This is a genomic window from Nocardioides sp. JCM 18999 (genome assembly GCF_055391175.1).
Genome location: NZ_AP043887.1, coordinates 93,975 through 118,800, shown reverse-complemented (window position 1 = coordinate 118,800; position 24,826 = coordinate 93,975). Strand labels below are relative to the sequence as shown.

At 70.8% G+C, this 24,826-nt stretch carries 26 protein-coding genes and 1 tRNA gene; 14 read left to right on the top strand and 13 right to left on the bottom strand.

What is annotated here, in order from left to right; genetic code table 11:
* The first annotated feature begins 37 nt into the window (after positions 1 to 37).
* Together ACZ5J1_RS00545 and ACZ5J1_RS00540 are read left to right on the top strand one after the other, a co-directional pair.
* Entirely contained in the window at positions 38 to 1,234 is a 1,197-nt protein-coding gene (locus ACZ5J1_RS00545; protein ID WP_464561587.1) for an MFS transporter, read from the top strand.
* Between the two features lie 34 nt (positions 1,235 to 1,268).
* Positions 1,269 to 4,625 carry a (Fe-S)-binding protein gene (locus ACZ5J1_RS00540; RefSeq protein WP_464561585.1) on the top strand — a complete coding sequence of 1,119 codons (3,357 nt, stop codon included), beginning with the start codon at positions 1,269 to 1,271 and terminating at the stop codon, positions 4,623 to 4,625.
* Between the two features lie 97 nt (positions 4,626 to 4,722).
* Here ACZ5J1_RS00540 and ACZ5J1_RS00535 read toward each other — a convergent pair whose 3' ends face one another.
* The 6 genes from ACZ5J1_RS00535 to ACZ5J1_RS00510 form a co-directional block, all read right to left on the bottom strand.
* Entirely contained in the window at positions 4,723 to 6,129 is a 1,407-nt protein-coding gene (locus ACZ5J1_RS00535) for a sugar porter family MFS transporter (protein ID WP_464561583.1), read from the bottom strand.
* A gap of 69 nt (positions 6,130 to 6,198) precedes the next feature.
* Positions 6,199 to 7,089: a siderophore-interacting protein gene (locus ACZ5J1_RS00530; protein ID WP_464564825.1), complete on the bottom strand. Its 891-nt coding sequence runs from the start codon at positions 7,087 to 7,089 to the stop codon at positions 6,199 to 6,201.
* Entirely contained in the window at positions 7,089 to 7,925 is an 837-nt protein-coding gene (locus ACZ5J1_RS00525; protein ID WP_464561581.1) for an ABC transporter ATP-binding protein, read from the bottom strand. Before ACZ5J1_RS00525 ends, ACZ5J1_RS00530 begins: the two co-directional genes overlap by 1 nt.
* Complete coding sequence (locus tag ACZ5J1_RS00520) at positions 7,922 to 8,989, bottom strand: FecCD family ABC transporter permease (protein ID WP_464561579.1); 1,068 nt, start codon at positions 8,987 to 8,989, stop codon at positions 7,922 to 7,924. Before ACZ5J1_RS00520 ends, ACZ5J1_RS00525 begins: the two co-directional genes overlap by 4 nt.
* A complete protein-coding gene (locus ACZ5J1_RS00515; RefSeq protein WP_464561578.1) occupies positions 8,986 to 10,044 on the bottom strand; it encodes a FecCD family ABC transporter permease in 1,059 nt (352 codons plus the stop codon). Before ACZ5J1_RS00515 ends, ACZ5J1_RS00520 begins: the two co-directional genes overlap by 4 nt.
* A complete protein-coding gene (locus ACZ5J1_RS00510; protein ID WP_464561577.1) occupies positions 10,041 to 11,084 on the bottom strand; it encodes an ABC transporter substrate-binding protein in 1,044 nt (347 codons plus the stop codon). Before ACZ5J1_RS00510 ends, ACZ5J1_RS00515 begins: the two co-directional genes overlap by 4 nt.
* Before the next feature lie 123 nt (positions 11,085 to 11,207).
* On the opposite strand from ACZ5J1_RS00510, the gene ACZ5J1_RS00505 reads away from it, so the two are divergent.
* Genes ACZ5J1_RS00505 through ACZ5J1_RS00490 form a run of 4 tightly spaced genes read left to right on the top strand, consistent with a single transcriptional unit; the run spans position 11,208 to position 13,651 of the window.
* Entirely contained in the window at positions 11,208 to 11,744 is a 537-nt protein-coding gene (locus ACZ5J1_RS00505; RefSeq protein ID WP_464561576.1) for a toxin-antitoxin system HicB family antitoxin, read from the top strand.
* A gap of 38 nt (positions 11,745 to 11,782) precedes the next feature.
* Positions 11,783 to 12,607, top strand: a complete 825-nt coding sequence (locus ACZ5J1_RS00500) for a DUF4097 family beta strand repeat-containing protein (RefSeq protein WP_464561574.1) — start codon at positions 11,783 to 11,785, stop codon at positions 12,605 to 12,607.
* Positions 12,604 to 12,738: a hypothetical protein gene (locus ACZ5J1_RS00495; protein WP_464561572.1), complete on the top strand. Its 135-nt coding sequence runs from the start codon at positions 12,604 to 12,606 to the stop codon at positions 12,736 to 12,738. Before ACZ5J1_RS00500 ends, ACZ5J1_RS00495 begins: the two co-directional genes overlap by 4 nt.
* A gap of 4 nt (positions 12,739 to 12,742) precedes the next feature.
* Positions 12,743 to 13,651 carry a phosphatase PAP2 family protein gene (locus ACZ5J1_RS00490; RefSeq protein WP_464561570.1) on the top strand — a complete coding sequence of 303 codons (909 nt, stop codon included), beginning with the start codon at positions 12,743 to 12,745 and terminating at the stop codon, positions 13,649 to 13,651.
* Here ACZ5J1_RS00490 and dcd read toward each other — a convergent pair.
* Positions 13,613 to 14,188 carry a dCTP deaminase gene (gene dcd, locus ACZ5J1_RS00485; protein WP_464561569.1) on the bottom strand — a complete coding sequence of 192 codons (576 nt, stop codon included), beginning with the start codon at positions 14,186 to 14,188 and terminating at the stop codon, positions 13,613 to 13,615. The two genes, ACZ5J1_RS00490 and dcd, sit on opposite strands and share 39 nt — an antisense overlap.
* Before the next feature lie 76 nt (positions 14,189 to 14,264).
* Here dcd and ACZ5J1_RS00480 point away from each other — a divergent pair, with 76 nt between their 5' ends.
* Both ACZ5J1_RS00480 and ACZ5J1_RS00475 read left to right on the top strand, forming a co-directional pair.
* A complete protein-coding gene (locus ACZ5J1_RS00480; RefSeq protein ID WP_464561567.1) occupies positions 14,265 to 15,056 on the top strand; it encodes an SGNH/GDSL hydrolase family protein in 792 nt (263 codons plus the stop codon).
* A gap of 45 nt (positions 15,057 to 15,101) precedes the next feature.
* Positions 15,102 to 15,177, top strand: a tRNA-Gly gene (locus ACZ5J1_RS00475).
* A 13-nt stretch (positions 15,178 to 15,190) separates the two neighbouring features.
* Here the strand turns inward: ACZ5J1_RS00475 and ACZ5J1_RS00470 are convergent.
* The 5 genes from ACZ5J1_RS00470 to ACZ5J1_RS00450 are packed head-to-tail and all read right to left on the bottom strand — an operon-like array spanning position 15,191 to position 18,648.
* Positions 15,191 to 15,382 carry a ferredoxin gene (locus tag ACZ5J1_RS00470; protein ID WP_464561565.1) on the bottom strand — a complete coding sequence of 64 codons (192 nt, stop codon included), beginning with the start codon at positions 15,380 to 15,382 and terminating at the stop codon, positions 15,191 to 15,193.
* The gene (locus ACZ5J1_RS00465; protein ID WP_464561564.1) at positions 15,379 to 16,665 is read right to left on the bottom strand and encodes an NADH-ubiquinone oxidoreductase-F iron-sulfur binding region domain-containing protein; all 1,287 of its coding nucleotides are present in this window, start codon (positions 16,663 to 16,665) and stop codon (positions 15,379 to 15,381) included. Before ACZ5J1_RS00465 ends, ACZ5J1_RS00470 begins: the two co-directional genes overlap by 4 nt.
* Positions 16,662 to 17,246: a ferric reductase-like transmembrane domain-containing protein gene (locus tag ACZ5J1_RS00460; RefSeq protein WP_464561562.1), complete on the bottom strand. Its 585-nt coding sequence runs from the start codon at positions 17,244 to 17,246 to the stop codon at positions 16,662 to 16,664. The genes ACZ5J1_RS00465 and ACZ5J1_RS00460 overlap by 4 nt, the downstream gene beginning before the upstream one ends.
* Positions 17,246 to 18,172, bottom strand: a complete 927-nt coding sequence (locus tag ACZ5J1_RS00455) for an FAD:protein FMN transferase (protein ID WP_464561561.1) — start codon at positions 18,170 to 18,172, stop codon at positions 17,246 to 17,248. Before ACZ5J1_RS00455 ends, ACZ5J1_RS00460 begins: the two co-directional genes overlap by 1 nt.
* Entirely contained in the window at positions 18,169 to 18,648 is a 480-nt protein-coding gene (locus ACZ5J1_RS00450) for a hypothetical protein (RefSeq protein WP_464561559.1), read from the bottom strand. Before ACZ5J1_RS00450 ends, ACZ5J1_RS00455 begins: the two co-directional genes overlap by 4 nt.
* 110 nt (positions 18,649 to 18,758) lie before the next feature.
* Between ACZ5J1_RS00450 and ACZ5J1_RS00445 the strand changes: the two genes are divergently transcribed.
* The 3 genes from ACZ5J1_RS00445 (at position 18,759) to ACZ5J1_RS00435 (ending at position 21,430) form a co-directional block, all read left to right on the top strand.
* Positions 18,759 to 19,943, top strand: coding sequence for a sensor histidine kinase (locus tag ACZ5J1_RS00445; protein WP_464561557.1), 1,185 nt, complete (start codon positions 18,759 to 18,761; stop codon positions 19,941 to 19,943).
* On the top strand, positions 19,940 to 20,596 hold the full coding sequence (locus tag ACZ5J1_RS00440; RefSeq protein ID WP_464561555.1) for a transcriptional regulator: 657 nt from the start codon (positions 19,940 to 19,942) through the stop codon (positions 20,594 to 20,596). Before ACZ5J1_RS00445 ends, ACZ5J1_RS00440 begins: the two co-directional genes overlap by 4 nt.
* Positions 20,597 to 20,710: 114 nt before the next feature.
* Entirely contained in the window at positions 20,711 to 21,430 is a 720-nt protein-coding gene (locus ACZ5J1_RS00435; RefSeq protein ID WP_464561553.1) for a cutinase family protein, read from the top strand.
* 3 nt (positions 21,431 to 21,433) lie between these two features.
* Here ACZ5J1_RS00435 and ACZ5J1_RS00430 read toward each other — a convergent pair whose 3' ends face one another.
* The gene (locus ACZ5J1_RS00430) at positions 21,434 to 22,891 is read right to left on the bottom strand and encodes an MFS transporter (RefSeq protein ID WP_464561551.1); all 1,458 of its coding nucleotides are present in this window, start codon (positions 22,889 to 22,891) and stop codon (positions 21,434 to 21,436) included.
* Between the two features lie 101 nt (positions 22,892 to 22,992).
* Here ACZ5J1_RS00430 and ACZ5J1_RS00425 point away from each other — a divergent pair, with 101 nt between their 5' ends.
* The 3 genes from ACZ5J1_RS00425 to ACZ5J1_RS00415 are packed head-to-tail and all read left to right on the top strand — an operon-like array spanning position 22,993 to position 24,789.
* Positions 22,993 to 23,688 (top strand): TetR/AcrR family transcriptional regulator, encoded by a 696-nt coding sequence (locus ACZ5J1_RS00425; RefSeq protein ID WP_464561549.1) that lies wholly within the window; start codon positions 22,993 to 22,995, stop codon positions 23,686 to 23,688.
* 10 nt (positions 23,689 to 23,698) lie between these two features.
* The gene (locus ACZ5J1_RS00420; protein ID WP_464561547.1) at positions 23,699 to 24,130 is read left to right on the top strand and encodes a hypothetical protein; all 432 of its coding nucleotides are present in this window, start codon (positions 23,699 to 23,701) and stop codon (positions 24,128 to 24,130) included.
* Between the two features lie 26 nt (positions 24,131 to 24,156).
* A complete protein-coding gene (locus ACZ5J1_RS00415) occupies positions 24,157 to 24,789 on the top strand; it encodes a DUF2461 domain-containing protein (RefSeq protein ID WP_464561545.1) in 633 nt (210 codons plus the stop codon).
* The last annotated feature ends 37 nt before the right edge of the window (positions 24,790 to 24,826 follow it).

Below are 24,826 nucleotides of genomic sequence, written 5' to 3'. Positions count from 1 at the left end.
TTGGGTCTCGATGCATCCGACGGGGTTGAATCGCCAGGTGAGTACGACGCTGGCGGTCCATCCCGAAGTCGGCGCCGCTCGGCGCTGGGCGATGTTGGGAGCCAGCACGCTCGCCCAGGCGTCCGCCGCGATCATGTATCACGGCCCGGCCTTCCTCATCCCCGCCCTGCACAGCCAGGAGGACCTCAGCCTGGCCACGGCCGGACTGATCGTGGCGACGCCGCTGATCGGCGTGATGGCCAGCCTCGTGATCTGGGGCGCGATCAGTGACGCGGTCGGCGAGCTGCGCGTGCTGCTGATCGGCCTCGCGCTCGCGACGTTCTTCTCCGGTGTCGCGATCTGGGTCGACCAGCTCTGGGTCTTCGCGGTGGCGATCGGGCTGGCGGGAGGCGCCGCGGCGAGCTGCAACGTCGCCAGCGGCCGGGTCGTGGTGGGCTGGTTCCCGCCGCACCGACGTGGACTGGCGATGGGCATCCGCCAGATGGCGCAGCCGACCGGCGTCGGCATCGCTGCGATCACGATGGCGGTCGTGGCCGACGCGCACGGCGTCCACGCCGCGATCGCGATCCCTGCCGTGGCCTGCGCGATCAGCTTCGTCGCGGTCGCTCTCGTGGTGAAGGACCCGCCGCGCCCGACCCGCACGGTCACCCGGGCCGACAACCCCTACCGGGGCAACTCGTTCCTGGCACGGATCCACGGCGTCTCGGTCCTGCTGGTGATGCCGCAGTTCGTGGTGTGGACCTTCGCGCTGGTCTGGCTCGTCCAGGAGCGCCACTGGACTCCCGCCAGCGCCGGCGCGCTGATCGCAGGCGCCCAGCTGGCCGGTGCCTTCGGTCGGATCGGCGTCGGCCAGCTCTCCGACATGGTCGGCTCGCGGATGAAGCCCTTGCAATGGGTCGCCGTCGGTGCGGCCGTGGTGATGCTGCTGCTCGCCATCACGATGGGGGCCGACTGGTGGGTCGCCGTACCGCTGATGGTGTTCGCCACGGTCCTGACCGTGGCCGACAACGGGCTCGCGTTCACCGCCGTGGCCGAGCGTGCCGGTCCGTTCTGGAGCGGGCGTGCCCTGGGAATCCAGAACACGGCTCAATTCCTGACCGGTTCAATTGTGCCTCCGCTCGGAGGCGCGGCGATCGGGGCACTAGGGTTTGGCTGGACGTTCGCCCTGGCTGCGATTTTCCCCTTTGTCGCGGCACCACTTGTGCCGGTGAAGGACGAGAGGGAAGTCTCGTAGCAGGCATAAGTTACTGATCGGTAGGATTCGCATCATGCTCCAGATCATCCTCATCGTCGTGTGCTTCGGCCTCGCTGCCGTGACAGCAGTCGTCACGGCGCGCGCCGTGCGGTCGATGCTCGGCGTCATCCGCCTCGGTCAGCCCGCCGTCGGCCGGACCGACAACCCGGGCAAGCGCCTGGTGACGATGCTCAAGGAGACGCTGCTCCACACCCGGATGCTGCAGTGGACCTGGGTCGGGATCCTGCACTGGTTCGCGTTCGCGGCGTTCCTGTTCCTCTCCACCGCGGTCGGTGCTGCCTTCTTCCAGCTCTTCGACCCGACCTGGACGATCCCGATCATCGGCAAGTGGTGGGTCTACGAGTGGACCGCTGAGTTCCTCGGCGTGCTCGGCACGCTGGGCATCATCCCGCTGATCGTCTACCGCCTCACCCACATGCCCAAGGACAAGGGCCGCGCGACCCGGTTCTTCGGCTCGACGATGTGGCAGGCCTTCTTCGTCGAGATGATGGTGCTGGTCGAGTCCAGCGCGATCCTCTTCATCCGCGGGGCGGAGTACAACCTCGCCCACGCCCACGGCGGGGAGCACGCCGAGCACGCGACCACGTTCCACTTCCCGGTCTCGCACTTCTTCGGGAACCTCTACCCGAGCGGGCACGACTCGATCCCGACGCTCGAGAACATCATCTACTCGATCGCGGCGTTCAAGATCGTCACCGCCCTGGTCTGGCTGCTGGTGATCTCCAACAACCTCACGATGGGTGTCGCGTGGCACCGCTTCACCGCGTGGTTCAACATCTTCTACAAGCGTGAGTCGATCGGTCGCGACACCGACGGCGCCACCACCGCGCTGGGCGCGCTGAAGCCGCTCACCTCGGCCGGCAAGGTGATCACGCTCGACGACGTCGACGACCTCGACGAGGACGCGGTCCTCGGTGTCGGCAAGATCCAGGACTTCTCCTGGAAGGGCATCCTCGACTTCACCACGTGCACCGAGTGCGGTCGCTGCCAGTCGCAGTGCCCGGCCTGGAACACCGAGAAGCCGCTCTCCCCCAAGCTGCTGATGATGGGGCTGCGCGAGCACGCCTACGCCTCGGCGCCGTACCTCCTCGCCGGTGACGACGAAGCCGACGTGGTGACCAAGCCGCTGATCGGCAAGACCGACCAGCCCGCTGAGTCCGGTGCCGGCACCGAGGTGCTCGACTGGTTCTACAACCCCGAGGACAACGGCTTCGTCATCGATGAGGACGTGCTCTGGAGCTGTACGTCGTGCGGCGCCTGCGTCCAGCAGTGCCCGGTCGACATCGAGCACGTCGACCACATCGTCGACATGCGCCGGTACCAGGTGCTCGTCGAGTCGAACTTCCCCTCCGAGCTCAGCGGCCTGTTCCGGGGCCTGGAGAACAACGGCAACCCGTGGAACATGTCGTCCAAGCAGCGGCTGTCCTGGACCGACGGGCTGGACTTCGACGTCCAGGTCGTCGGCGAGACGATCGAGTCCCTCGACGAGGTCGACTGGCTGTTCTGGGTCGGTTGCGCCGGCGCCTACGAGGACCGCGCCAAGAAGACCACCCGCGCCGTGGCCGAGCTGCTCAACATCGCCGGCGTCTCGTTCGGCGTGCTGGGCAACGGCGAGACCTGCACCGGTGACTCCGCCCGTCGTGCCGGCAACGAGTTCGTCTTCCAGGGCCTGGCCCAGCAGAACGTCGAGACGTTCAAGGAGTTCAAGGTCAAGAAGGTCGTCTCGACCTGTGCTCACTGCTTCAACACGTTGAAGAACGAGTACAAGGAGTTCGGCATCGAGCTCGAGGTCGTGCACCACACCCAGCTGCTCAACCGCCTCGTGCGCGAGGGCAAGCTGACCCCGGTCACGTCCGGCGCTGGGGCTCACCAGCGCTCCATCACGTACCACGACCCCTGCTACATCGGTCGCCACAACGGCGTCTACACCCCGCCGCGGGAGCTGCTCCAGATCCTGCCCGGCGCCGAGGTCGTGGAGATGCCGCGCAACTCCGAGAAGTCCTTCTGCTGTGGCGCCGGTGGCGCCCGGATGTGGATGGAGGAGAAGCTCGGCTCGCGGATCAACGAGAACCGCACCGACGAGGCGATCGCCACCGGGGCCGACCAGATCGCCGTCGGCTGCCCGTTCTGCCGCGTGATGCTCTCGGACGGTCTGACCAAGGCGCAGGCCAACGGCGCCGCTCGCGAAGAGGTCGAGGTCCTCGACATCGCGCAGATGCTGCTGGCCTCGGTCAAGGGCGAGCAGGCCACCAAGCTGCTCCCCGGTCAGGGTGCAGCCGTCGGTACGGCGGCCCCGGCTGCTGCTCCCGTCGCTGCTGCAGGCGACACGGCTCTCGCCGCCGATCCTGCCGTCCCCGCCGAGACGGCGACCGCACCGAACGACGCCTCCTCGCTCTTCGACACCCCCGCCGCACCCGAGGCCCCGGCCGCTCCGGCCGCTGCTGCTGGTGGGTCGCTGTTCGACGACGCGACGTCATTGTTCGACACTCCGGCTCCGGCAGCTCCCGCTGCTCCCGCCGAGCCCGCCGCTCCTGCGGCTGGTGGGTCGTTGTTCGACGTGACGCCCGATGCCCCGGAGGCTCCCGCAGCTCCGGCCGCAGGTGGGTCGTTGTTCGACATCCCGGCTGAGGCCCCGACGGAGACCCCCGCTGCTCCGGCAGCCCCGGCCACCGATCTCGGTGCCGGGGGGTCGCTGTTCGACATCCCCGCCGAGGCTGCTGCTCCTGCGGCTCCGGCTGCTCCTGCGGCTCCGGCTGCTCCGGCTGCTCCGGCTGCCGAGCCGGCGGTCGACCTGAACGCTGGGGGTTCGCTGTTCGACATCCCGGCCACCGAGGCGCCGGCAGAACCGGCTGCTGCCGCTCCGGCCGCACCCGCTGCTGCCGCTCCCGCTGCCCCGGCTGTGGACATCAGCGCTGCTGGTTCCCTCTTCGACATCCCGGCCGAGGCGCACGCCACACCTGCTGCTCCGGCTCCCGAGGCACCGGTCGTCGCCGAGGCTCCTGCAGCTCCGGTGGCGGGTTCGGGCACCAGCTCGGTCCCCCACACGGACGTGAAGATCGACGAGGTCGGCAGCCTGTTCGACATCGCCGCTCCCGAGGGTGCTGTCGCCGCCGCGGCCGCACCCGCCCCGGTCACTGCTGGCGAACCCGCGCCCGCCGAGCCCGAGGTACCGGCTGTCGAGGCACCGGTCGCCGAGGCGCCGGCTGTCGAGGCACCGGTCGAGGTCGACGTACCGGAGGAGGCTCCCGCCCCCGCCGCGGTCGAGAAGCCTGCCACCCCGACGGTGGTCATCGGCGAGTCCTCGGGCGCGACCCACGAGCCGCGCACCGACGTGGACATCAACGCGACCGAGTCACTCTTCGACATCTGAGCACGACGAAACCGCACACCGTGTGTGGTTCCGACGCCGAGGGCCTCGCCCGGAGCGACGAAACCTCACACCGTGTGCGGTTTCGGCGTTTCCGGGGTCACATGTCCTCGAGCTCGCGCCCCTTCGTCTCCTTCACGTAGCGGGCGACGAAGACCAGCGAGACCAGGGCGAAGCCGGCGTAGATCCAGTACGGCAGCTGGAGGGCCGTGTTCGAGAGCCCCGGGAACGTGACCGTCACGATCCAGTTCGCGACCCACTGGCCGCCGGCGGCCAGCGAGAGTGCGACGGCGCGGATCTTGTTCGGGAACAGCTCGCCGAGGAGCACCCACACCACCGGGCCCCAGGACATGCCGAAGGCGACGACGAAGAGGTTCGCCGCGACCAGCGCGACCACGCCGCTCACGTCACCCAACGTCGGATCCCCGGAGGAATCGACGGTCGCGGTGGCGAACATCGCCGCCAGCACCGCGAGGGAGACGACCATGCCGGAGGAGCCGACGAGCAGCAGCAGTCGTCGTCCCACCCGGTCGACCAGGGCGATCGCGATGAACGTGGTCAGGATGTTCACGACCGAGGTGATCATCGAGATCAGGAACGAGTTCGACTCCGAGAAGCCGACCGCCTGCCAGAGCGTGTTCGAGTAGTAGAAGATCACGTTGATCCCCACGAACTGCTGCAGCACCGCGAGGATCAGACCGATCCAGACGATCGGGTAGAGCCCACCCGTCGGCGCCTTCAGGTCGTGCCACCGCGCGGGCGGTTCGTCCGCCAGGGAGTCGTGGATCCGCCCGTACGTCGCCTCGGCGTGCGCCTCGCCCTGGAGCTCGACCAGGATCGACCGTGCCTCGTCCCCGCGCCCGTGCGAGATCAGGAAGCGCGGCGACTCCGGGATGGTGAAGGCCATCACGCCGTAGACCACCGCGGGCACCGCCATCACGAGGAACATCCAGCGCCAGGCCTCGGCGCCCAACCAGAGCACCTCGCTCGAGCCGCCGGCCGCTTGCTGGAGCAGGTAGTTGACCAGCTGCGAGGCGAAGATGCCGGTGACGATCGCGAGCTGCTGCATCGACGCGAGGCGGCCACGGATGGCGGCGGGGGCGACCTCGGCGATGTAGGCGGGTGCGATCACCGATGCCATCCCGACGCCGACGCCGCCGATCAGTCGGAAGGCGATCAGGAGCCAGAGCGTGGGCGCGAAGGCCGACCCGACGGCACTGATCAGGAAGGCGAGCGCGGCCACCTTCATCACGGGCAGCCGTCCGAAGCGGTCGGCCGCCCGGCCGGCGTACACCGCGCCGACGGCGGACCCGATCAGCGCCGAGGCGACGGTGAAACCCGACATGTAGCCGTGCACGTCGAACTTCTGCTCGATCGCATCGACGGCACCGTTGATCACGGCGCTGTCGTAGCCGAACAGCAGGCCACCGAGCGCGGCGACGCCCGCGACCCAGATCACCTGTCGGTGCGAATGCGTGGATTCAGGGGCCGGCGCAGGCGTGCTCACGCAGCCAACCTACCCGCCCCAGACCGGCCATCTCGGCGGGCCAGACCGGCCATCTCGGCGAGGGAGAAGTCAGCCGCGCATGGCGACGCCTTCGCGCCAGTAGCCCATGAAGGCGACCTGGGCGCGGGGCATGCCGAGCTCGCCGACGAGGTGGCGGCGCAGGCGGGTGACCATCGAGGACTCGCCGGCGATCCAGGCGTAGCGGTCGTCGACGGGCTCGGAGTCCAGGGACTCCCCCGAGGAGGAGTGGACCGGGGTCTCCCACAGGTCGGGGTCGACCTCGACCTCGGCCAGCTCGACGGCGGCCTGCTCGGCCCGGAAGCCGAGGTCGGCGCCGACGGCGGCGACCGCGCGGTCACCGATCGGGGCGCCGTTGCGGGGCAGCCAGGTGACCTCGATCTTGTCGTTCGCGGGGAGCGCGACGATGTCGCCCTCGAGCGGGACCTCCAGGAACACCGAGCCGATCAGCCCGTCGGGCAGCTCGCGCAGGATCTGGACGACGGCGGGCAGGGCGGTCTCGTCACCGACCAGCAGCAGGCGCGAGGCAGCACCGGGTGCGAACTCGATGCCCCCGTAGAACGCCCCCTTCTTCGGCAACGCGGCCAGCACCTCGTCGCCGAGCTCGGCCCCGATCGCCCAGGCCGAGCCCGGTCCGTGCGCACCGGGGTGCAGCACCACGTCGACGACGATCCGGGTGGCGGCACCGGTCCCGACCACGTCGGCGATCGTGTAGGTCCGGATCGAGCCGCGGGTCTCCTCCGGCAGCGCGGTGAAGTCGGTCCACCACGTCTCGGCGTTCAGCTCCGGCAGGCCGGCGGGCCCGGGCAGCACCAGCTTGAAGCGCTGGTCGAACAGCGGACCGTCCACGCCGAAGTCGGCGAGCTCGGGGCCGGCCAGCTCGAGGCGGATGAACGAGGGCGAGGGCCGCGAGATCGCGGCCACCTTCAAGCGGGCGAGCATCACGAGAGCTCTCCTCCAACGGTCAGTGCAGCATGGTGGCGGCCGCGGGGCACCACGAGGGGTGTTCCCGAGACCGGGTCAGGGATGACGACCGACTCCAGGTCGAAGACGGTCCGAACGAGCTCGGGGGTGACGACGTCGGTCGGGGCTCCCTGCGCGACCACGGCACCGGAACGCATCGCGATCAGGTGGTCGGCGTACCGGGCCGCGAGGTTGAGGTCGTGCAGCACCATCGCGACGGTGGTGCCGCGCGTGCGGTTGAGGTCGGTGAGCAGGTCGAGCACCTCGACCTGGTGGGTGACGTCGAGGAACGTGGTGGGTTCGTCCAGGAAGAGCAGGTCGGTCTGCTGGGCGAGCGCCATCGCGATCCAGACCCGCTGGCGCTGACCGCCGGAGAGCTCGTCGACCGACCGGTCGGCCAGGTCGGCCACGCCGGTGGCGGCGAGTGCCTCGAGCACCGCCGCCTCGTCGGCCGTGGTCCACCGGGTGAAGGCGCGCTGGTGCGGGTGCCGGCCGCGGGCGACCAGGTCGGCGACCACGATGCCCTCGGGGGCGATCGGCGACTGCGGCAGCAGGCCGAGCACCTGCGCGACCTTGCGGGTCGGCATCCGGTGCAGGTCGGCGCCGTCGAGCACGATCCGTCCCTCGCTGGGGCGCAGCAACCGCGACATCGCCCGCAGCAGCGTGGACTTGCCGCACGCGTTCGGCCCGACGATGACCGTGATCTTCCCGTCGGGCAGGGCGAGGGTGAGGTCCTCGACGACGTGCCGGTCGCCGTACCGCAGGGAGACTCCCTCGATGGACAGGCGGTGCGACGGGGCGTGAGGGCTGGTCATAGCGACACTCCGGATCGGTTGGTGCGGATCAGCAGGTAGACGAGGAACGGCGCTCCGAGGGCGCCGGTGACGACGCCGACGGGGTAACGGGTGCCGAAGGCCCACTGCCCGACGAAGTCGCCGATCAGCACGATCAGCGCACCCGTCAGGGCCGAGGGAACGAGCAGCGAGACGCCGGGGCCGAGCAGGCGGGCGGCGATCGGTCCGGCGAGGAAGGCGACGAACGCGATCGGTCCGGCGGCCGCGGTGGCGCAGGCGATCAGGAGGACGGCTGCCACGATCGAGAGCAGCCGGATCCGTTCCACCGAGACCCCGAGAGCGGCCGCGGTGTCGTCACCGTGGTGCAGCAGGTCGAGGTCACGGCCGAGCCAGACCAGGACCGGTGCCACCACCACGACGACCGCGAAGAGCGGCACCACCTGGTTCCAGGAGGCGTTGTTGAGCGACCCGGTCAGCCAGCGCATCGCGGTCTGCAGGTCCCAGGAGGCGGCCCGCATCAGCACCCACGACACGATGCTGTCGAGCATCGCGGCGACGCCGATGCCGACCAGGATCAGCCGGGTCCCGACGACGCCGTCCTTCCACGCCAGCAGGTAGATCGCGAACGCGGTGGCCAGCGCGGCGACGATCGCGATCAGCGACACCACGTTGCCCGAGAGGCCGAGGATGACGATCGCGAAGACGCCGGCCGCCGAGGCGCCGGAGCTGATTCCGATCACGTCGGGCGAGGCCAGCGGGTTGCGGAGCATGGTCTGGAAGGTGACGCCGCCCATGCCGAAGCAGAGACCGGTCAGGATCGCGAGGCACGCCCGCGGCAGGCGCAGCTCGCCGACCGTGAACGAGGCGCCGGGCACGGTCTGGCCGAGCAGCACCTGGAGCACCTCGGAGGGCGAGTAGACGGTGTGCCCGAACATCAGGCTGGCGGCGAAGACCGCGACGGTGAGCAGCACCAGCGTCGCGAGCACGAACGCCCGGCGCCGCACCCGCGCACGGCGTCCGGCGCTCAACGTGCGACCGAGGTCGGTCTCGAGCAGGTCGAGGGAGCGGTCCTGGAAGGTGGTCACAGCGCACGCACCTGGGTGCGGCGGACCAACCAGATGAAGAACGGGGCGCCCAGCAGGGCGGTGACGATGCCGACGTCGACCTCGGCCGGGCGGGCGATCAGGCGCCCGATCACGTCGGCCCAGGTGAGCAGCAGGGCGCCCACGACGACGGAGGCCGGGAGCATCCAGCGGTGGTCGACGCCGACGACGAGGCGGCACACGTGCGGCACGACGAGGCCGATGAAGCCGATCGGGCCGGCGACCGCGGTGGCGGCACCGCAGAGCACGATCGCGCCGGCACCGGCCAGGACCCGGGTGCGGCCGACGTGCTGACCCAGGCCGGCGGCGACGTCGTCACCGAGGGCGAGCGAGTTGAGCCCGCGGGCCGAGAGCAGCGACAGCACGGCACCGACGGCGAGGAAGGGCAGCACCTGGACGATCCGGTCCCAGTCGGCGCCACCGACGCCGCCGATCTGCCAGAACCGGAACTTGTCCATCACGTCGACCCGCGGCAGCAGGACGGCGCTGACCAGGGACATGAAGGCGGCCGAGGTGGCCGCGCCGGCCAGAGCGAGCTTGAGCGGGGTCGCACCGCCGCGGCCCAGCGACCCGATCGTGTAGACGACGACGGCCGAGAACGCGGCACCGGCGATCGCCACCCAGACGTACGACGACGGGGTGCTGAGGCCGAGGAACGCGATGCCCACCACGACCCAGAGCGAGGCTCCGGTGGTGACGCCGAGCATCGCGGGGTCGGCCAACGGGTTGCGGGTGATGCCCTGCATCACGGCGCCGGCCAGGCCGAGGGAGGCCCCGACCAGGAGGGCCAGGACGGTGCGCGGGACTCGCTTCACCACCGCCGCCGATCCGATCGTGCTGTCGTCCCCGGTGAGCCCGCGGACGATGTCGTCCCACCCGGTCGCCCGCACCCCGAGGGCCACCGAGGCGATGACACCGAGCAGGAGCAGCCCGAGGGCGACCGCGATCCAGAGCGCTCGTGCGGTAGGGCGAAGCGCCCCCCGCTGCCGTGTGGCGTCGGCTGCGGGGGGCGCTTCGAGCGTGTTGTGCTGGATCACGCCTTGTCGGCTGCTGCGGCCAGCAGGTCGAAGTACGCGTCGATGCCCCACGGGATGGAGAGCGGCGACGGGTTCGCGGAGGCGGCGAGCGGCGTGTTGTTGAGCAGGATCGCGACCGCGCCCTTCTCGATCGCCGGGATCTTGCCGACCAGCGGGTCCTTCTGCAGCTCGGCCGTGGCAACGGCGGCGTCGTCGCCGTACTGGACGATCACCTGGACGTCGTCGAACTTCTGCGCCTCCTCGGCGCTGACCGTCTCGAAGAAGGTCTCGGACTTCTCCGAGACCGCGACGACCTCGGCCGGCTGCGGCATGCCGTACCCGGCCAGGAAGCCCGGGCGGGTGTCGTGCGTGGTGTAGAAGCCGATCTTGCTCATGTCGGTCGGGTCGATGTAGCTGAACATGACCTTCTTGCCCTCGAGCGAGGGGTGCGCGGCGAGCGAGTCCTTGACCTGCTTGTCGAGGGAGCTGATCAGCTCCTCACCCTCCGCCTTGAGGCCGAGCGCCTCGGAGTTCATCTCGATCATGTCGTTCATCGAGGTGCCCCAGGCCAGGCCGGGCTCGGCGACGACCGGAGCGATCTTCGACAGGGTCTCGTACTCCTCCTTGGTCAGGCCGGAGTAGGACGCCAGGATGACGTCGGGCTTGGTGTCGGCGACGGCCTCGAAGTCGATGCCCTCGGTCTCGTCGAAGAGCACCGGGGTCTTGGCGTCGAGCTCGGTGAGCTTGTCCTCGACCCACGGCAGCACGCCGTCGTTATCGTCGTCGCCCCAGGTGACCTTGCTCATCCCGACCGGGACGACGCCGAGGGCCAGCGGGACCTCGTGGTTCGCCCACGCGACGGTGGCGACGCGGACCGGCTTCTTCTCGATGGTGGTCTCACCGAAGGCGTGCTTGATCGTCACCGGGAAGGCGTCGGCGGAGGCGTTGTCGTCACCGGCAGCAGCACCGTCGGAGTCAGAACCGCAGGCGGTCAGCGCGAAGGCGGCCAGGACACCGGCGACGCCGGCGGCCATCGAACGGCGGAGGGGGCGAGAGAGCACGACACCGACTTTCTATGTAAGGGAAACCTAAGTAAGCGAAGCCTAACCAGAGAACCGGCGATTGATACAACTTGGCATCACCGAGACTTGATTTGACACCATTGTGATGTCACAGTGGTGCGCATGGACATCACGCCGTACGTCGAACGTCTCCGGGGCTCGCTCTCCGGCGCTGCCGCCAGCGGTGGACCCGAGGTCCGCGACGCCGCCGACCGGTTGGCGGCCGCCCTGGACCCCGCCACCCGCCTCGCACTGATGGAGGCGCTCTCCGACGCCGCCAGCGAGCTCTCCACCCAGCTGAACGACACCACCGTCCGGGTCGTCCTCGACGGCCGCGACCTCGACTTCGTCGTCGATTACGACGAGCCGCTGGCCGACCCGGCCCCCGCTCCCGTGGAGCGCTCGAGCACCGACGAGGACGACGACTCGGTCGCCCGGCTCACCCTGCGCCTGCCCGAGTCGGTCAAGACCCGCGCCGAGGAGCTGGCCGCCGACGCCGGCATCTCGCTCAACAGCTGGGTGGTGACCGCCCTGCGCGAGGCCACCAGCCCCGCCGGCTTCAGCATCACGCCGCCCAGCTTCGGCCGCGGCGGTCGCCCCGGCGGCCACCGCCCCACCGGCACCCGTCCCGACACCCGCCGTGAGACCGGCTGGGTCTGACCCTCCTGCGACCGACCCGACGACTGACTGGACTCCCCATGCGCTACGACTTCTCCATCTCCCAGCCCACCCTGACCCTCGCCCTCGCCGGCGGTGAGGTCGAGCTGATCACCACCGCCACCGGCAGCGGCGTCACCGTCGAGATCGACGACGCCGGCCACGCCCCCTCCGTCGTGGTGGAGCAGAAGCGGAAGACCGTCGTCGTCCGCAGCGACCGGGGCCGGTTCTTCGAGGCCGTCCGGATCCGGATCACCGCCCCGAGCGGCACCAGCGTCGACGCCCGGATGGCGACCGCCTCCCTGACCCACACCGGCACGCTGTCCAGCATCCGGGTGCACCAGGCCGCCGGCGCGATCACCCTCGGCACCATCGCGCAGAGCCTGGTCGCCAAGACCGGGGCCGGCGACATCACCGTCGAGACCGTGCACGGCAGTGCGGTGCTCAACAGCGGCGCCGGCAAGATCCGGGTCGGTCGGATCGACGGCACCGCCCGGATCGCCACCGGGCTGGGCGACATCGAGGTCGGCAGCTCCCACCAGGTGCTCGACATCAAGTCCGGCGCCGGCCGGCTGCACATCGACCAGGCGCACGGCGACGTCTCGGTGAAGGCCGGTGCGGGCCCGGTCGAGATCGACCACTTCGACGGCGCCCACCTGCACGTCCGCAACCACAGCGGCGACGTCACGATCGGCGTCCCGACCGGGCTCCCGGTCTGGCGCGACATCGTCACCGTCACCGGTCGCCTCACCACCACGCTGCCCGCCACGGGTGAGCCGGCGCGAGGCACGAAGCACACCGAGATCCGCGCGTTCACCAAGCACGGCGACGTGCTCCTGCAGCCCGCAGATCGGCCAGCGGCATGACCGGGCTGCCGCTGCGCAGCCTGATCTGGCCGCGGGCGATCGCGATGCCGGCGCAGGCACTTCGGCCCGCTCCCCCGCCCGAGACGCCGGTGACCCGCCACCCCGACCCGACCCGGCAGCAGGCACACTGAGCGAATGCAGCTCTCGACCTGGGACACCCTCCCCTGGCCGAGCTGGGACCAGGCCTCGATCGCGGCCGGGGTCGCCCTGGTCGGCTGGGGCGCCCTGTCGATGCTGCCCGAGCGCCGGGCCACCCGGATCGCCCGCCCCGCGCTGATCGAGTTCGCCCTGATCAGCAGCCTCTACGCGGTCTGGCGGCTCGCCCGGCAGCTGCCGTTCACGCACGAGTCCGGCGCGATCGAGCGGGCCCGCGACATCGACCGGTTCCAGCACTGGCTGCACCTGCCCGCCGAGATCGACCTGCAGCACTACGCCCTGGCGCACGACGGGCTCGCCCGGTTCGCGAACACGTACTACGCCACCGCGCACGTGCCGGCCCTGCTGACCTTCCTGATCGGGATGTGGATCTTCCAGCGCCAGCACTACCCGCACTGGCGCAACGGCCTGGTCTACGTGACCCTCGGCTGCCTGATCCTGCGCTTCGTCCGGGTCGCGCCGCCGCGGTTCCTGCCCGAGCTCGGCTTCGTCGACCTCGCCAACCGGATGGGATTCCGGGTCTACGGCAGCGATCCGAGCGCCGGCGTGAGCGACCAGTACGCCGCGATGCCCTCAATCCACGTCGCCTGGGCGGCCGTCGTCGCGTGCGGCGCCGTCGCCGTGGTGTGGGCCCGTCGCGACACCGCCGCGTGGTGGATGTGGCTGCTCGCCGGGCTGATCTTCCTGCACCTGCCCCTGACGCTGTACGTCGTCGCAGCGACCGGCAACCACTGGTGGCTCGACGGTGTGGTCGCCCTGATCCTGTTGGGGATCGGGCTCACCTTCGACAGCTGGTGGCGGCGTCGGCAGGCGTCGCGGGCCGCAGCCCGGGCCGCCGTACCGAGTGCGTCAGATGGACGTGCGGTGGAAGTTCTGGAAGCTCCGTGACGGCGTCGGGCCGCGCTGCCCCTGGTAGCGGCTGCCGTACTTCGCGCTGCCGTAGGGGTTCTCGGCCGGCGAGGTGAGCTTGAAGAAGCAGAACTGCCCGATCTTCATCCCCGGGTAGAGCTTGATCGGCAGCGTCGCGACGTTGGCCAGCTCGAGGGTGACGTGACCGCTGAAGCCCGGGTCCACGAACCCGGCGGTGGCGTGGGTCAGCAGACCCAGGCGCCCCAGCGACGACTTGCCCTCCACCCGCGCGGCGATGTCGTCGGGCAGGGTCACCACCTCGTACGTCGACCCGAGCACGAACTCGCCGGGGTGCAGGATGAACGGCTCGTCGCCCTCGGTCTCCACCTCGTGGGTGAGGTCGGACTGGTCGGCCGACGGGTCGATGGCGGCGTACTTGTGGTTGTCGAAGACCCGGAAGAAGCGGTCCAGCCGGACGTCGATCGAGGACGGCTGGAGCATCGCGGGATCCCACGGCTCCATCGCGATCCGGTTCGAGTCGATCTCAGCCAGGATGTCCCGGTCGCTCAACAGCATGGTCGGCATCCTAGAGCGCCCGCCTCGAGGCGGCGCGGAGTCGCCACGAGTTGGGACATAGGCTCACAATGTACCTATGGCAGAACCGACCTACCTGCGCTTCGTCGCCCTCGGCGACTCGTTCACCGAAGGGGTCGGTGACCCCGACCCGGCCCGCCCCAACGGGGTGCGCGGCTGGGCCGACCGGGTCGCCGAGGTGCTGGCCACCAAGTCCCCCGACTTCCGCTACGCCAACCTCGCGATCCGGGGCAAGAAGCTCACCCCGATCCTGACCGACCAGATCGACGCGGCCCTGGCGCTCTCCCCCGACCTGGTCTCCCTCTCGGGCGGCGGCAACGACCTGATCCGGCCCAGCGTCGACATCGACGCGATCGTCGACTCGCTCACCGCGGCCGCCGACCGGCTCCGCGCCGGCGGTGCCACGGTCGTGCTGTTCACCCACGGCGACGGCGGCTCGTCGGGCGTCTTCGGCGCGATCCGTGGCCGGGTGGCGATCTTCAACGAGCTGCTCCGCGACTACGTGGACGCCAACCCCGAGCACCTGGTGCTGGTCGACAACTGGCGCTCCAAGCAGGGCCGCGACCTGCGTGCCTGGGACGAGGACCGGCTCCACCTCAACCAGATCGGCCACCAGGTGGTGGCGATCAACCTGCTCAACGCGCTCGGCATCGAGCACGACCTGCAGCCCATCCCGCTGCCCGAGGGCCCGACGAAGTCGCGCAGCGAGCAGCGCCGGGAGGACCTCGCCTGGGCGCGCCACCACCTGGCGCCCTGGGTCGGTCGGCGGCTGCGCGGGACGTCGTCCGGCGACGGCCTCGGGCCGAAGTACGGCACCTGGTCGGCGATCGAGACGCCAGGGACGGCGTGACGGCACGGGTGAGGTAGCATCCTCACCGCGGTCAGCCGACCGCATGCGGACGTAGCTCAGTTGGTAGAGCGTCAGCTTCCCAAGCTGAATGTCGCGAGTTCGAATCTCGTCGTCCGCTCCATCTCGCCGGTCGTTCAGACCACGCGCAGCGCCAGTCGCGGGCACGCCCGGGCGGCCGCCCGCGCAGCACGCACCAGCCCCTCGCCGATCTCCTGGGTGACGACCGGGTAGCCCCACTCGTCGAGCCGGACCACCTCGGGCAGCAGCTCGTGGCACAGCCCCTCGGCCGTGCACGACGGCCAGTCCACCCGCAGGCGCTGGCTCACCGGGCCCCCGCCCAGCTCTGCTCGGCCATCCGCGGGACCGGCACGGAGATCTCACCGGCCCCGTGGCAGACACCGCTCAGGTGCGCTGCCACCTCGTCGGGTACGGCGACGAGGACCGACTCGGTCAACCGGGCCGTCCCGTCCGGGTGCGCACAGGCTCCCCGACCGGCGACCACGGCGCAGATCCGCTGCACCTCGTCGAGGGCCGCTCCGTCACCGCCGACCAGGCCGCCGAGCGCGCGGGCCAGGGCGGGCAGCCCGTTGATGCACGGGCCGCAGCGGCCGGCGGACTCGAGGGCGAGGTAGGCGACGATGTCGGCGGTCAGCTCGAGCGGGCACCGCTCGGGCACGACGACGAGCCCGGCGCCGAGGGTGAGCCCCTGCGCGGCCAGCGCCGTCGGGGAGAGCCGGACCTCACTGAGGTCGGGTGCCCAGGTGCCGTGGAAACCGCCGAGCAGCACCGGGGTGCGAGCACCGGCGGGATGCTCCAGCTCGAGGACGTCGCTCAGCCGGTCGCCGTAGGCGGCTTCGACCACGCTGGCCGGGCGGCCCGGGCGGTGCACCGTCAGGAGGACGGTGCCGGGCTCCTGCTCGGTGCCGCGCTCCACGGTCGGGGCGGAGCCCTGCAACGCCAGCAGGCCGACGTACGCCCAGGTCTCGAGGTTGGACAGCAGGGTCGGTCGGCCCTGGTGACCCGACACGGCCTCGGGCTCCCAGCCGGTGACGGGCAGCCCGGGTCGGCCGGCGATCAGCTCGAGCACGGCGCGGGACTGGCCGGAGACGAACCGGGGTGCGGCGACGTGGATGTGCCACCGCAGGCCGCGTCCGCGGCGCTGGGCGACCGCGACCTCGAGTGCGGTGCGGGCGGTCGGACGGTCACCGGGCACGACGACGTGGATCTCCCGCGCACCCAGGGCTCGGGCGACGACGGTGGCGCCGTCGAGGGCGAGGTGGGGGTTCGTCCGGGCGAGCGCGGCGTCCTTGGCGCTGGCCGGTTCACCCTCGGCGGCGTTGACCACGAGGATCGGGCGTCGACCGCGGGTCGGGCGGGAGTGCTCGGCGACGGTGCGCAGCTTGGTGGCGAACGGGAACCCGGCCCCGCCACGACCGCGCAGCCCGATCGCCTCGGTCAGCTCGACCAACGTCGCCAGGTCGAGCACGGTCGGCGCGCCGTACCGGCGCCGGTGGTCGACCAGGTCCCGCACCGGGTCCCCGGCGTCGCGCAGCAGCGCGGGTCCGGGGCGGATCTCGACGTCGTCCGCAGCGTGGACCGGCGGTGTCATCGCAGCAGTCCCACGAGGCTGCGATCCTGCGGGATGACCGGCCCGAACCGCCAGACGGCGGCGGCCAGGACGGCGAGGACGCACAGCCCGGTCGGTGCCACCGCCCACGGCTGCCAGCCCCCGGAGCGCAGGTCGGTCCCGACCATCAGGCCGTGCCCGACACCCGCGGCCCACGCCGCCCACGACAGCACGTGCACCGTGCGCCAGGCCCGCAGGCCCAGCCGCCGGCGCAGTCCCGAGGTGACGGCGACCAGGAGGATCATGTCGAGGGCGAGCGTACCGAGGCCGACCGCGACGGGGTGGTAGTCGGCGCCCCACGGCACGACGAGGTGCCACCAGCGCAGGTCGACGTACTCGTCGGCGATCGCGGTGAGCGCGTGCGCGACGACGAGCACGATCGAGCCGAGCGCCAGGTTGCGGTGCAGGTCGCGGGTGAGGAAGCGCGGCACGCGACCCCCGCCGTCGCCGGCCGGACGGCCGCGCAGGGCCAGCACGCCCAGCACCACCGAGCCGGTGAGCAGGACCAGCACGGAGATGCCGCTGGCCCGGTTGAGGAACCACAGGATCGGCTCGTTCGTCATCACAGGCTGCCTTCCTCGGGCCAACCGCCCATCACCGTGACCTCGCCGTCGGACGCGACCAACCGCGCCGGTAGCCCCCACTCGCGGAGCCGTCCGACGGCTCCGTCGCCGCGCACGATCGCCTCGCTGGCCACGGTGTTCGCCTCGACGCAGGTGGTGGCGGCGACCGAGACGGTGCGCCACACCTCCCGGGCCGGCGCCCCGGTGCGCGGATCGATCAGGTGGTGCAGGTCCGAGCCGGCCGCGCCCCAGCGGCGGGCCCGGGTCGACGAGGTCGCCACCGCGCCGCAGACCTCCACCCAGGTGTCGTACGGGGCGTCCGGGGTCTCGGCGATCGCGATCTCCCAGGCCTCCTCGCCCACGGTGCGCAGGTCACCCCCGAGCGAGACGATCGCGGGACCGACGCTCGCGTCCGCGAGGCCGCGCACGGCGAGATCGGTGCCCCACGCCTTGGCGGTCGCACCGAGGTCGAGCGCCGTGCCGTCGGGGATCCGGATCGCCGTCTCGCGCAGGGCGATCTGGCGCCAGGCCTCACGGTCGGGCTGTGGTGTGGTGCTGGCCAGCACCGGCTGCAGCGCACGGAGCTCACCGAAGGTGCGGTCGTAGCCGAGCTCGACCAGGCGACGACCCAGCAGCGGGTGCACCAGACCCCCGCTGCGCTCGGCCGCCGTGATCGCGACCCGGACCGCGGCCACGAGGAGCGGGTCGACCTCGACCCACTGCGCGGGGTGGCGATTGACCGCACTGAGGTCGGAGTCGGCCCGGAAGCGACTGGCGACCGCGTCGAGGTCGTCGAGGATCTGCGTCAGCACCCGCCGCGCTCGCGGCAGGTCGACCGCGCGCCGGGTCTCGAGATGGATGCCGCAGCCGAGCGCGCGCCACTGCTCGACGTGGCGACGGGACCGCGCGTGGGGCAGGGCGCTCATGAGGCGCTCGAGGTCGGCGGCGGCTGCACGTTCTCGTGCTCGGGCGGGATCGGGTAGTGCACCGTCTTCGCCGGCTTCGGCTTGGGTTTCGCGGCGGGCTTCGTCGCCGGCTTGCTCGGCTTCTTGGCTGCGGGCTTCTTCGCCGCCGGCTTGGCCGCGCGCCGCTCCACCGGCCGTACGACGACGGGCGACCGCTCCTCCGTCGGAGAGGTGGACGTCTGCTGGGCCAGCCGTGCGGTCGGTCGGGGCTGGGGACGCGGACGGATCACCGGCCCGGCCGCGATCACCGTCGCCGGCACCGTCGCCGGCACCGCGGACGGAGTCGGCTGGGCGGCTGGCGGTTCGGCGGCGACGTACGCCTGGGAGGCCGCCTGCGCCATCGCACCGGTGCCGGTGAGCACCCCGACGGCGACGACGCCGGAGACGCCCGCCACCACACCGCGGTACCGGTCACGGGTCCGGGCGTCATAGGTCATGCTTCTTCAGTCGGCAGCGAGCCCCGGAACCTGCGCTCCCGCACTGAGGTTCCGACCACAGGGTCCGGCCTGTATCTTCGTTCGTCCGTCGGATCTGTGAGGACTGGGACGTGCCACTGCTGGGAAGCGACACAGCCGCCAAGCGGGGGAGCTCCCTCGCCGATGCGGAACGTGGTGCCGCCCTCGTCGCCGCGGCGCTCAGGTCGGTCTTCCTCCTCCAGCTCATCATCGGAGCCGTCGGAGCCCTGGATGCGACGCCGCGCCCGATGGCGTACGCCGCGCTCACCACGGTGGTGCTCCTGATCTCGCTCGCGCTGATCACCCAGTGCGTCCGGACCGGCGACGTCCGTCACGGACGCTGGCAGATCCCCGACATGGTGGCGGGATTCGTCTCGGTGCCGATCCTGTTCGCGCTCGTGCCACAGGATCGATTCGTCGGCACCTGGGAGTCCTGGGCACTCGCCTACGCGATCAACGCCGCCGTCGTCGCGGCGACCTGGCTGCGCTTGCCGACCGCCGTTCTGTATGCGATCACTCTGACCGTGTGGACCGCACTCTTCAGCCTCCTGGCGGCTCCCGAGCAATGGCGCACCAGCCTGGTCGACTGCCTGACCATCCCCGGGTACGCCGTCGTGGTGGCCGTCTTCGCGCACTACCTGCGCGCGCTGGCCACCGCTGCCGACCTCTCTCGCGAGGAGGCGGTCAGGGCAACCCGGGAGCTCGAGCTGCACCGCTACCAGCGCACCGTGCACGACGCCACCAGCATCCTGCGGATGCTCTCCGACGACGGCACCCCGGCAACGGTCCTGCCCGGCCTGCGCCTGCAGGCCGAACGCGAAGCGGTGCGACTGCGCAACTACCTCGACCCTGCGTCGTCGCCTCCCTCCGGTCTCGCCGCGCTCACCGTCGGCTCGATGCTCGCCGATGCGTTGCAGGGCTTCGACGACCTGCCGCTCGAGCTGGCCACCGACCTCGGCGCCGAGGCGCCGATGAGCGAGATGGTCTGGCAGGCGGCGCGCGGAGCGGTGGCGACCGTCCTGCACAACACCCGGATCCACGCCCACGCCACCCAGGTCGTGGTCCACGCCGATGCCATCGGCAGCGAGTGGGAGGTGGTGATCTCTGACGACGGTGTCGGCTTCGACCAGAGCACCCAGCGGCTCGGGTTCGGGTTGGCCAGCCAGGTGCACCAAGCACTGGCCGACTGCGGCGCGCACGCCGACGTCACCTCCGCACCCGGACACGGAACGTCAGTCACCCTGACCGGTCCGATCGCCCAGGAGGTACCGCGATGACGAGCCCTCGCCCGCGGGTGGTGGTCATCGACGACAGCACCGTGATCCGAGGCGGCTTCGCAACGGTCCACCCTGCGCTCGACGTGGTCGCGACCTTCCCCGACGTGGAGTCCTTCGAGGAGAGCCCGGTCGACTGCGACGTGGTGATGCTGGACCTTCTCCTGCGTGGACCTCAGGGGGTGGAGAGCGGGACCAAGCAAGGTCGCACGGCCATTCACGCCCTGACCGGCCTCGGCGCTCGGGTCTGCCTCTACACCGACGAGCGCCGCGCTCTGGTGATGGCACTGTGCCTCCGCGCCGGGGCGAGCGGGGTGGTGCACAAATCGGACTCACCGGAGGCCACCGTCGCCGCCGTCCAGGACGTCGCGCGCGGACAGGTGGTGATCACCCAGTCCTTGGTCGGACTGACCGAGCTGCTCGATCGACGCGCCGGCCTGGAACTGAGCGCCCGCCAACGCGATGTCATCTCGGGTCGAGCTCGGGGGAGGTCGTGGAGCGCGATCGCAGCTGCCCTGTTCATCACCGAGGACACGGCGCGCGACCACTATCGCGCGGCCTGCACCAAGCTGCGCGGGTATCTCCAGGACGCGAGCCCGGGCGATCTCGAGCGTGCCGCCGGGATCGCACCCGGCGACATCCTCGAACGGGACTGATCACCGAACCGACACCCCGGTTCTGGGGGTATCCGGACCTGGACCGTGCCCTGAAGGCTGTGACCCATCGGAAACCGTGGCTCTCGCTGGGTCGCCCACAGACAAGGAACCTCCATGTACCTCACGTCCTCGCTACGCCGGACCATCGCCACCGTCGGCGCCACCGTCGCGATCGGCTCGTCGCTCGCCGTCCTCACGCCGGCACCCGCCGCGCAGGCAGCGACCTGCAAGGCCTACACCGTGCTCGCTGTCCGCGGCACCGCGGAGACGGGGACCCTCGGAACCCGCCTCCCCACCACGATCAACGCGATCACGGCACGCAAGGGCAGCTCGAGGGTCCACTCCCAGGGCATCAGCTATCCCGCGAACTTCAACTACCTCGCCTCCATGTCCAGCGGCCGTGCCGCGTTGAAGAGTGCGATCACGACGTACCTGAACAGCTGCAAGTCCACCCGGCTGTTCCTGATCGGGTACTCCCAGGGCGCCCACATCGTCGGCGACGTCGCGGTCGGACTGAGCACGACACAGCGGAAGCGGGTGGCCGGGATCGGCCTCATCGGCGACCCGATGTTCAACCACTCGCTGTCCGGCTCGGTCTCCAGGAACGGCACCAAGGCCGGCATGTGGGGCAAGCGGGCGTCGTGGCCGTCCGGCCTCTACGTGACCAACGTGTGCAACACCGGTGATCCGGTCTGCGCGTCTACCGGCCTGGTCTGGTCGGCCGCGACGATCGGGAAGGCACAGCACCAGAAGTACACGACCCTCACCTACTCCCCCGTCGCTGGAAAATCCGGTGCCACCGCGATCGGCTACAACCTCGGGGGTCGTTCCTGAGGGTCAGTGCTCGTCGGTCGCGCGCGAGTCGGTCAGGGTGAGAGCACCCCAGCCGGCGACCAGGCCGACCACGGCGGCGAGGATCGCGAAGGTGACGCGCTCGCCGTGGAAGAACGACCCGACCAGGTCACCGGTCCAGGCGCCGTCCGGGAGGACTGCGGTGACCAGCACGGCGATCATCGTGCCGACGATCGCGGTCCCGACGCTGGTGCCGACCTCCTGGGCGGTGTCGTTGAGGGCCGCAGCGAGCGAGGTCCGGTTCTCGGGCATCGCGCCGATCAGGGCGACGGCACAGATCGTCATCACGGTCCGCAGCCCGATGGTGAAGGTGACCATGAAGAGGGCGATCACCAGGTAGCCGTGCTCGACGCCCCAGGCGAGACCGCCGAGGGAACCGGCCAGCAGGAGGGCGCCGATCAGGCACGCGACCCGGTGGCCGAAGCGGCGGACCAGGCCCTCGCACAGCGGCGTGGCGAGGATCATGGTGACGATCAGCGGCAGGTTCGCCAGTCCGGCCCGCACCGGGCTCCAGCCGTAGGCGAACTGGAAGTGCAGGATCAGCGCGAACATGACGCCGGCCATCGCGATCGCGGTGCCGACCTGGGCGATCGCGGCACCCCGGACGGTGGCGTTGCTGAAGATCGCGAGGTCGAGCATCGGCGAGGCGGTCCGGCGCTCGTGCCCGATGAATGCGGCCACCGCGAGCACCGCGCCGAGGCCGGCGGCGAGGGTGGCAGCGGAGAACCAGCCGTGCTCGACGCCGCTGGTGAGGGTGTAGCAGGCCAGGCCGATGCCGGCCAGGCTGAGCAGGGCACCGGGCACGTCGAGGCGACCGCGGGTGAGGTCCTCGGGCCGGTCGGCCGGAACGCCGAGCCGGACACCGAGCCAGGCGATCAGCGCGATCGGCGCGTTGACGAGGAGCAGCCACTCCCAGCCGACGTGCGCCAGCGCCGTGCCGCCGAGCAGCGGCCCGAGGATGAAGCCGCTCATGCCGACGATGATCATCAGCGTCATCGCCCGCATCCTGAGGGCCTCCTCGTCGAAGAGGCGGAAGACCAGCGAGTTGGTGATCGGGGCCATCATCGCGGCAGCGATGCCGAGCAGGGCACGCAGCCCGATCAGCTCACCGGGGGTGCTGACGAGGAGGACGCCGAGGCTGACGATGCCGAAGGCCGCCAGTCCGACCTGGAGCACGCGGCGGCGACCGAACCGGTCGGCGATCGACCCGGCGGTCAGCAGCAGACCGCCGAAGGTGAGCGAGTAGGCGCCGGTGACCCACTGCAGTCCGGTGATGCCGGAGCCGAGGTCGCGACCGATGGTCGGCAGCGCGATCGAGAGCAGGGTGTTGTCGACCATCTCGACGAAGAAGGCGAGACAGAGGGCGAACAAGGGGATCCACGCCGCCCGCAGCGAGGTGTAGGTGCGGGTCGGAGTGGCGGTCTGAGTCGTGGTTGAACTCATCGTGCACCTCCAAAGAATGGGACGTTGTTCGGTTATCGAACGTTGTTCCATCAGCATAGAACGATGTTCGATAATTCGCCAACTTGTGGTGGGATGGGGCCATGGCAGGGCGACGAGCAGGCGAGAGACAGCGGGCCTCGCACTCGATGGAGGCGGTGCTGACCGAGGCGGTCGCCCTCCTCGACGAGGCGGGCGAACCGGCGCTCACCTTCCGCGCACTCGCCGCACGGCTCGGCGGCGGCGTGGCGAGCATCTACTGGTACGTCGCCAACAAGGACGAGCTCCTCGACCGCGCCAGCGACCACGTGCTCGCCGACGTGATCGTCGCGACCGAGTCGTTCACCGGGGCCGAGGACCCGATCGACGACATCCGATCGATCGCACTCACCTTCTTCGACGCGATCGCGGCCCGGCCGTGGCTCGGCGCGTACTTCATGCGCGACACCGGGGTGCAGCCCAACGGACTGCGGCTCTACGACCGGATCGGCCAACAGGTGCTGCGCCTCGGGCTCACCACCCGACAGAGCTTCCACGCCGTCTCGGCCGTGACGGGCTACGTCCTCGGGATCGCGGCCGACCTCGGCCAGGAGCCGCCGCGGGAGGTGCTGGAGGGCGAGGTCAGCCGGGACGCCTACATCGAGGCGTGGGCCGACCAGTGGCGCCAGCTCGACCCGGTGACGTACCCGTTCCTGCACGTGATCGTGGACGAGTTCGCCCACCACGACGACAACGACCAGTTCCGCGCCGGACTCGACCTTCTTCTCGAAGGCCTGCGGCTCCAGGCTGCCGGCCGCTAACCTCCGCCGCATGAACCTCTCCCGCACCGTCGGTCTCGTTGCTGTCGCCGCGACGGCTGCCATCGCCCTCACCGGCTGCGGAACCGACACCGACGCCCGGACGGAGGCGTGCCGCTCCTACCTGGTCGGTGGTGGCGCTGGCGACCAGGAGCTCGCGGAGTCGTTGCAGTCGCTCGCCTCGAAGTTCACCCAGGACGGCGGCGGCTCCTACGAACCCGAACCCATCACGCTCGCGCTGGCCGAGGTCAGGAAGGGTGCTCAGGCAGCCGGCACCACCGAGGGCCTCGACGACGCCGACTTCGCGCCGTTCGAGGCGGTGGCTCGGACGGCGACCGCGATCAGCCGCGGCTTGACCTCCATCGACGACACCGGACCGTTCTCCTACGCGAACGCGAACGCCTTCAAGGAAGCCGTCGGCGACGTCCACACACTGTGTGAGTGAATCGCGGCGGGTGCCAAGATGAGCGCATGACGTTCGAGGGCTTCCCCAGCGCTGCGCTGGACTTCTACGACGACCTCGAGATCGACAACACCAAGTCGTTCTGGGAAGCGCACAAGCACATCTACACCGAGTCGGTGCTCGCCCCGATGAAGGCACTGACCGCCGCGTTGGAGCCCGAGTTCGGCAAGGCCAAGATCTTCCGGCCCTACAAGGACGTCCGCTTCAGCAAGGACAAGACGCCGTACAAGACCCACCAGGGCGTCTTCGTCGCTGTCGCTGCGCAGACTGGGTTCTACCTGGAGCTCTCCCCCCGCGGGATCCGGACCGGCGGCGGCTGCTACTGGTTCGAGCCGGACCGGCTGGCGGCGTTCCGCGCCGCGATCGACCACGACCGGTTCGGCCCCGAGCTGGAGAAGTTGCTCGCGAAGGCCACGAAGGCCGGGTACGAGGTCGGCGGGGACCGGCTGAAGACGTCGCCGCGCGGCTACGACAAGGAACACCCGCGGATCGAGCTGCTCCGGCACAAGTCGCTCACCCTCGGCCGGATGATCGGATTCGAGCCGGTGATCCACACCCCCGAGCTCGTCGACCTGGTCCGCGCCGACTGGCGGGCGCTGCGCCCGACGATCGACTGGATCACCGAGCACGCGGCGGTCTGACCAGGACCGAGGCCCTGGGACTGCTCACCCCTGAATC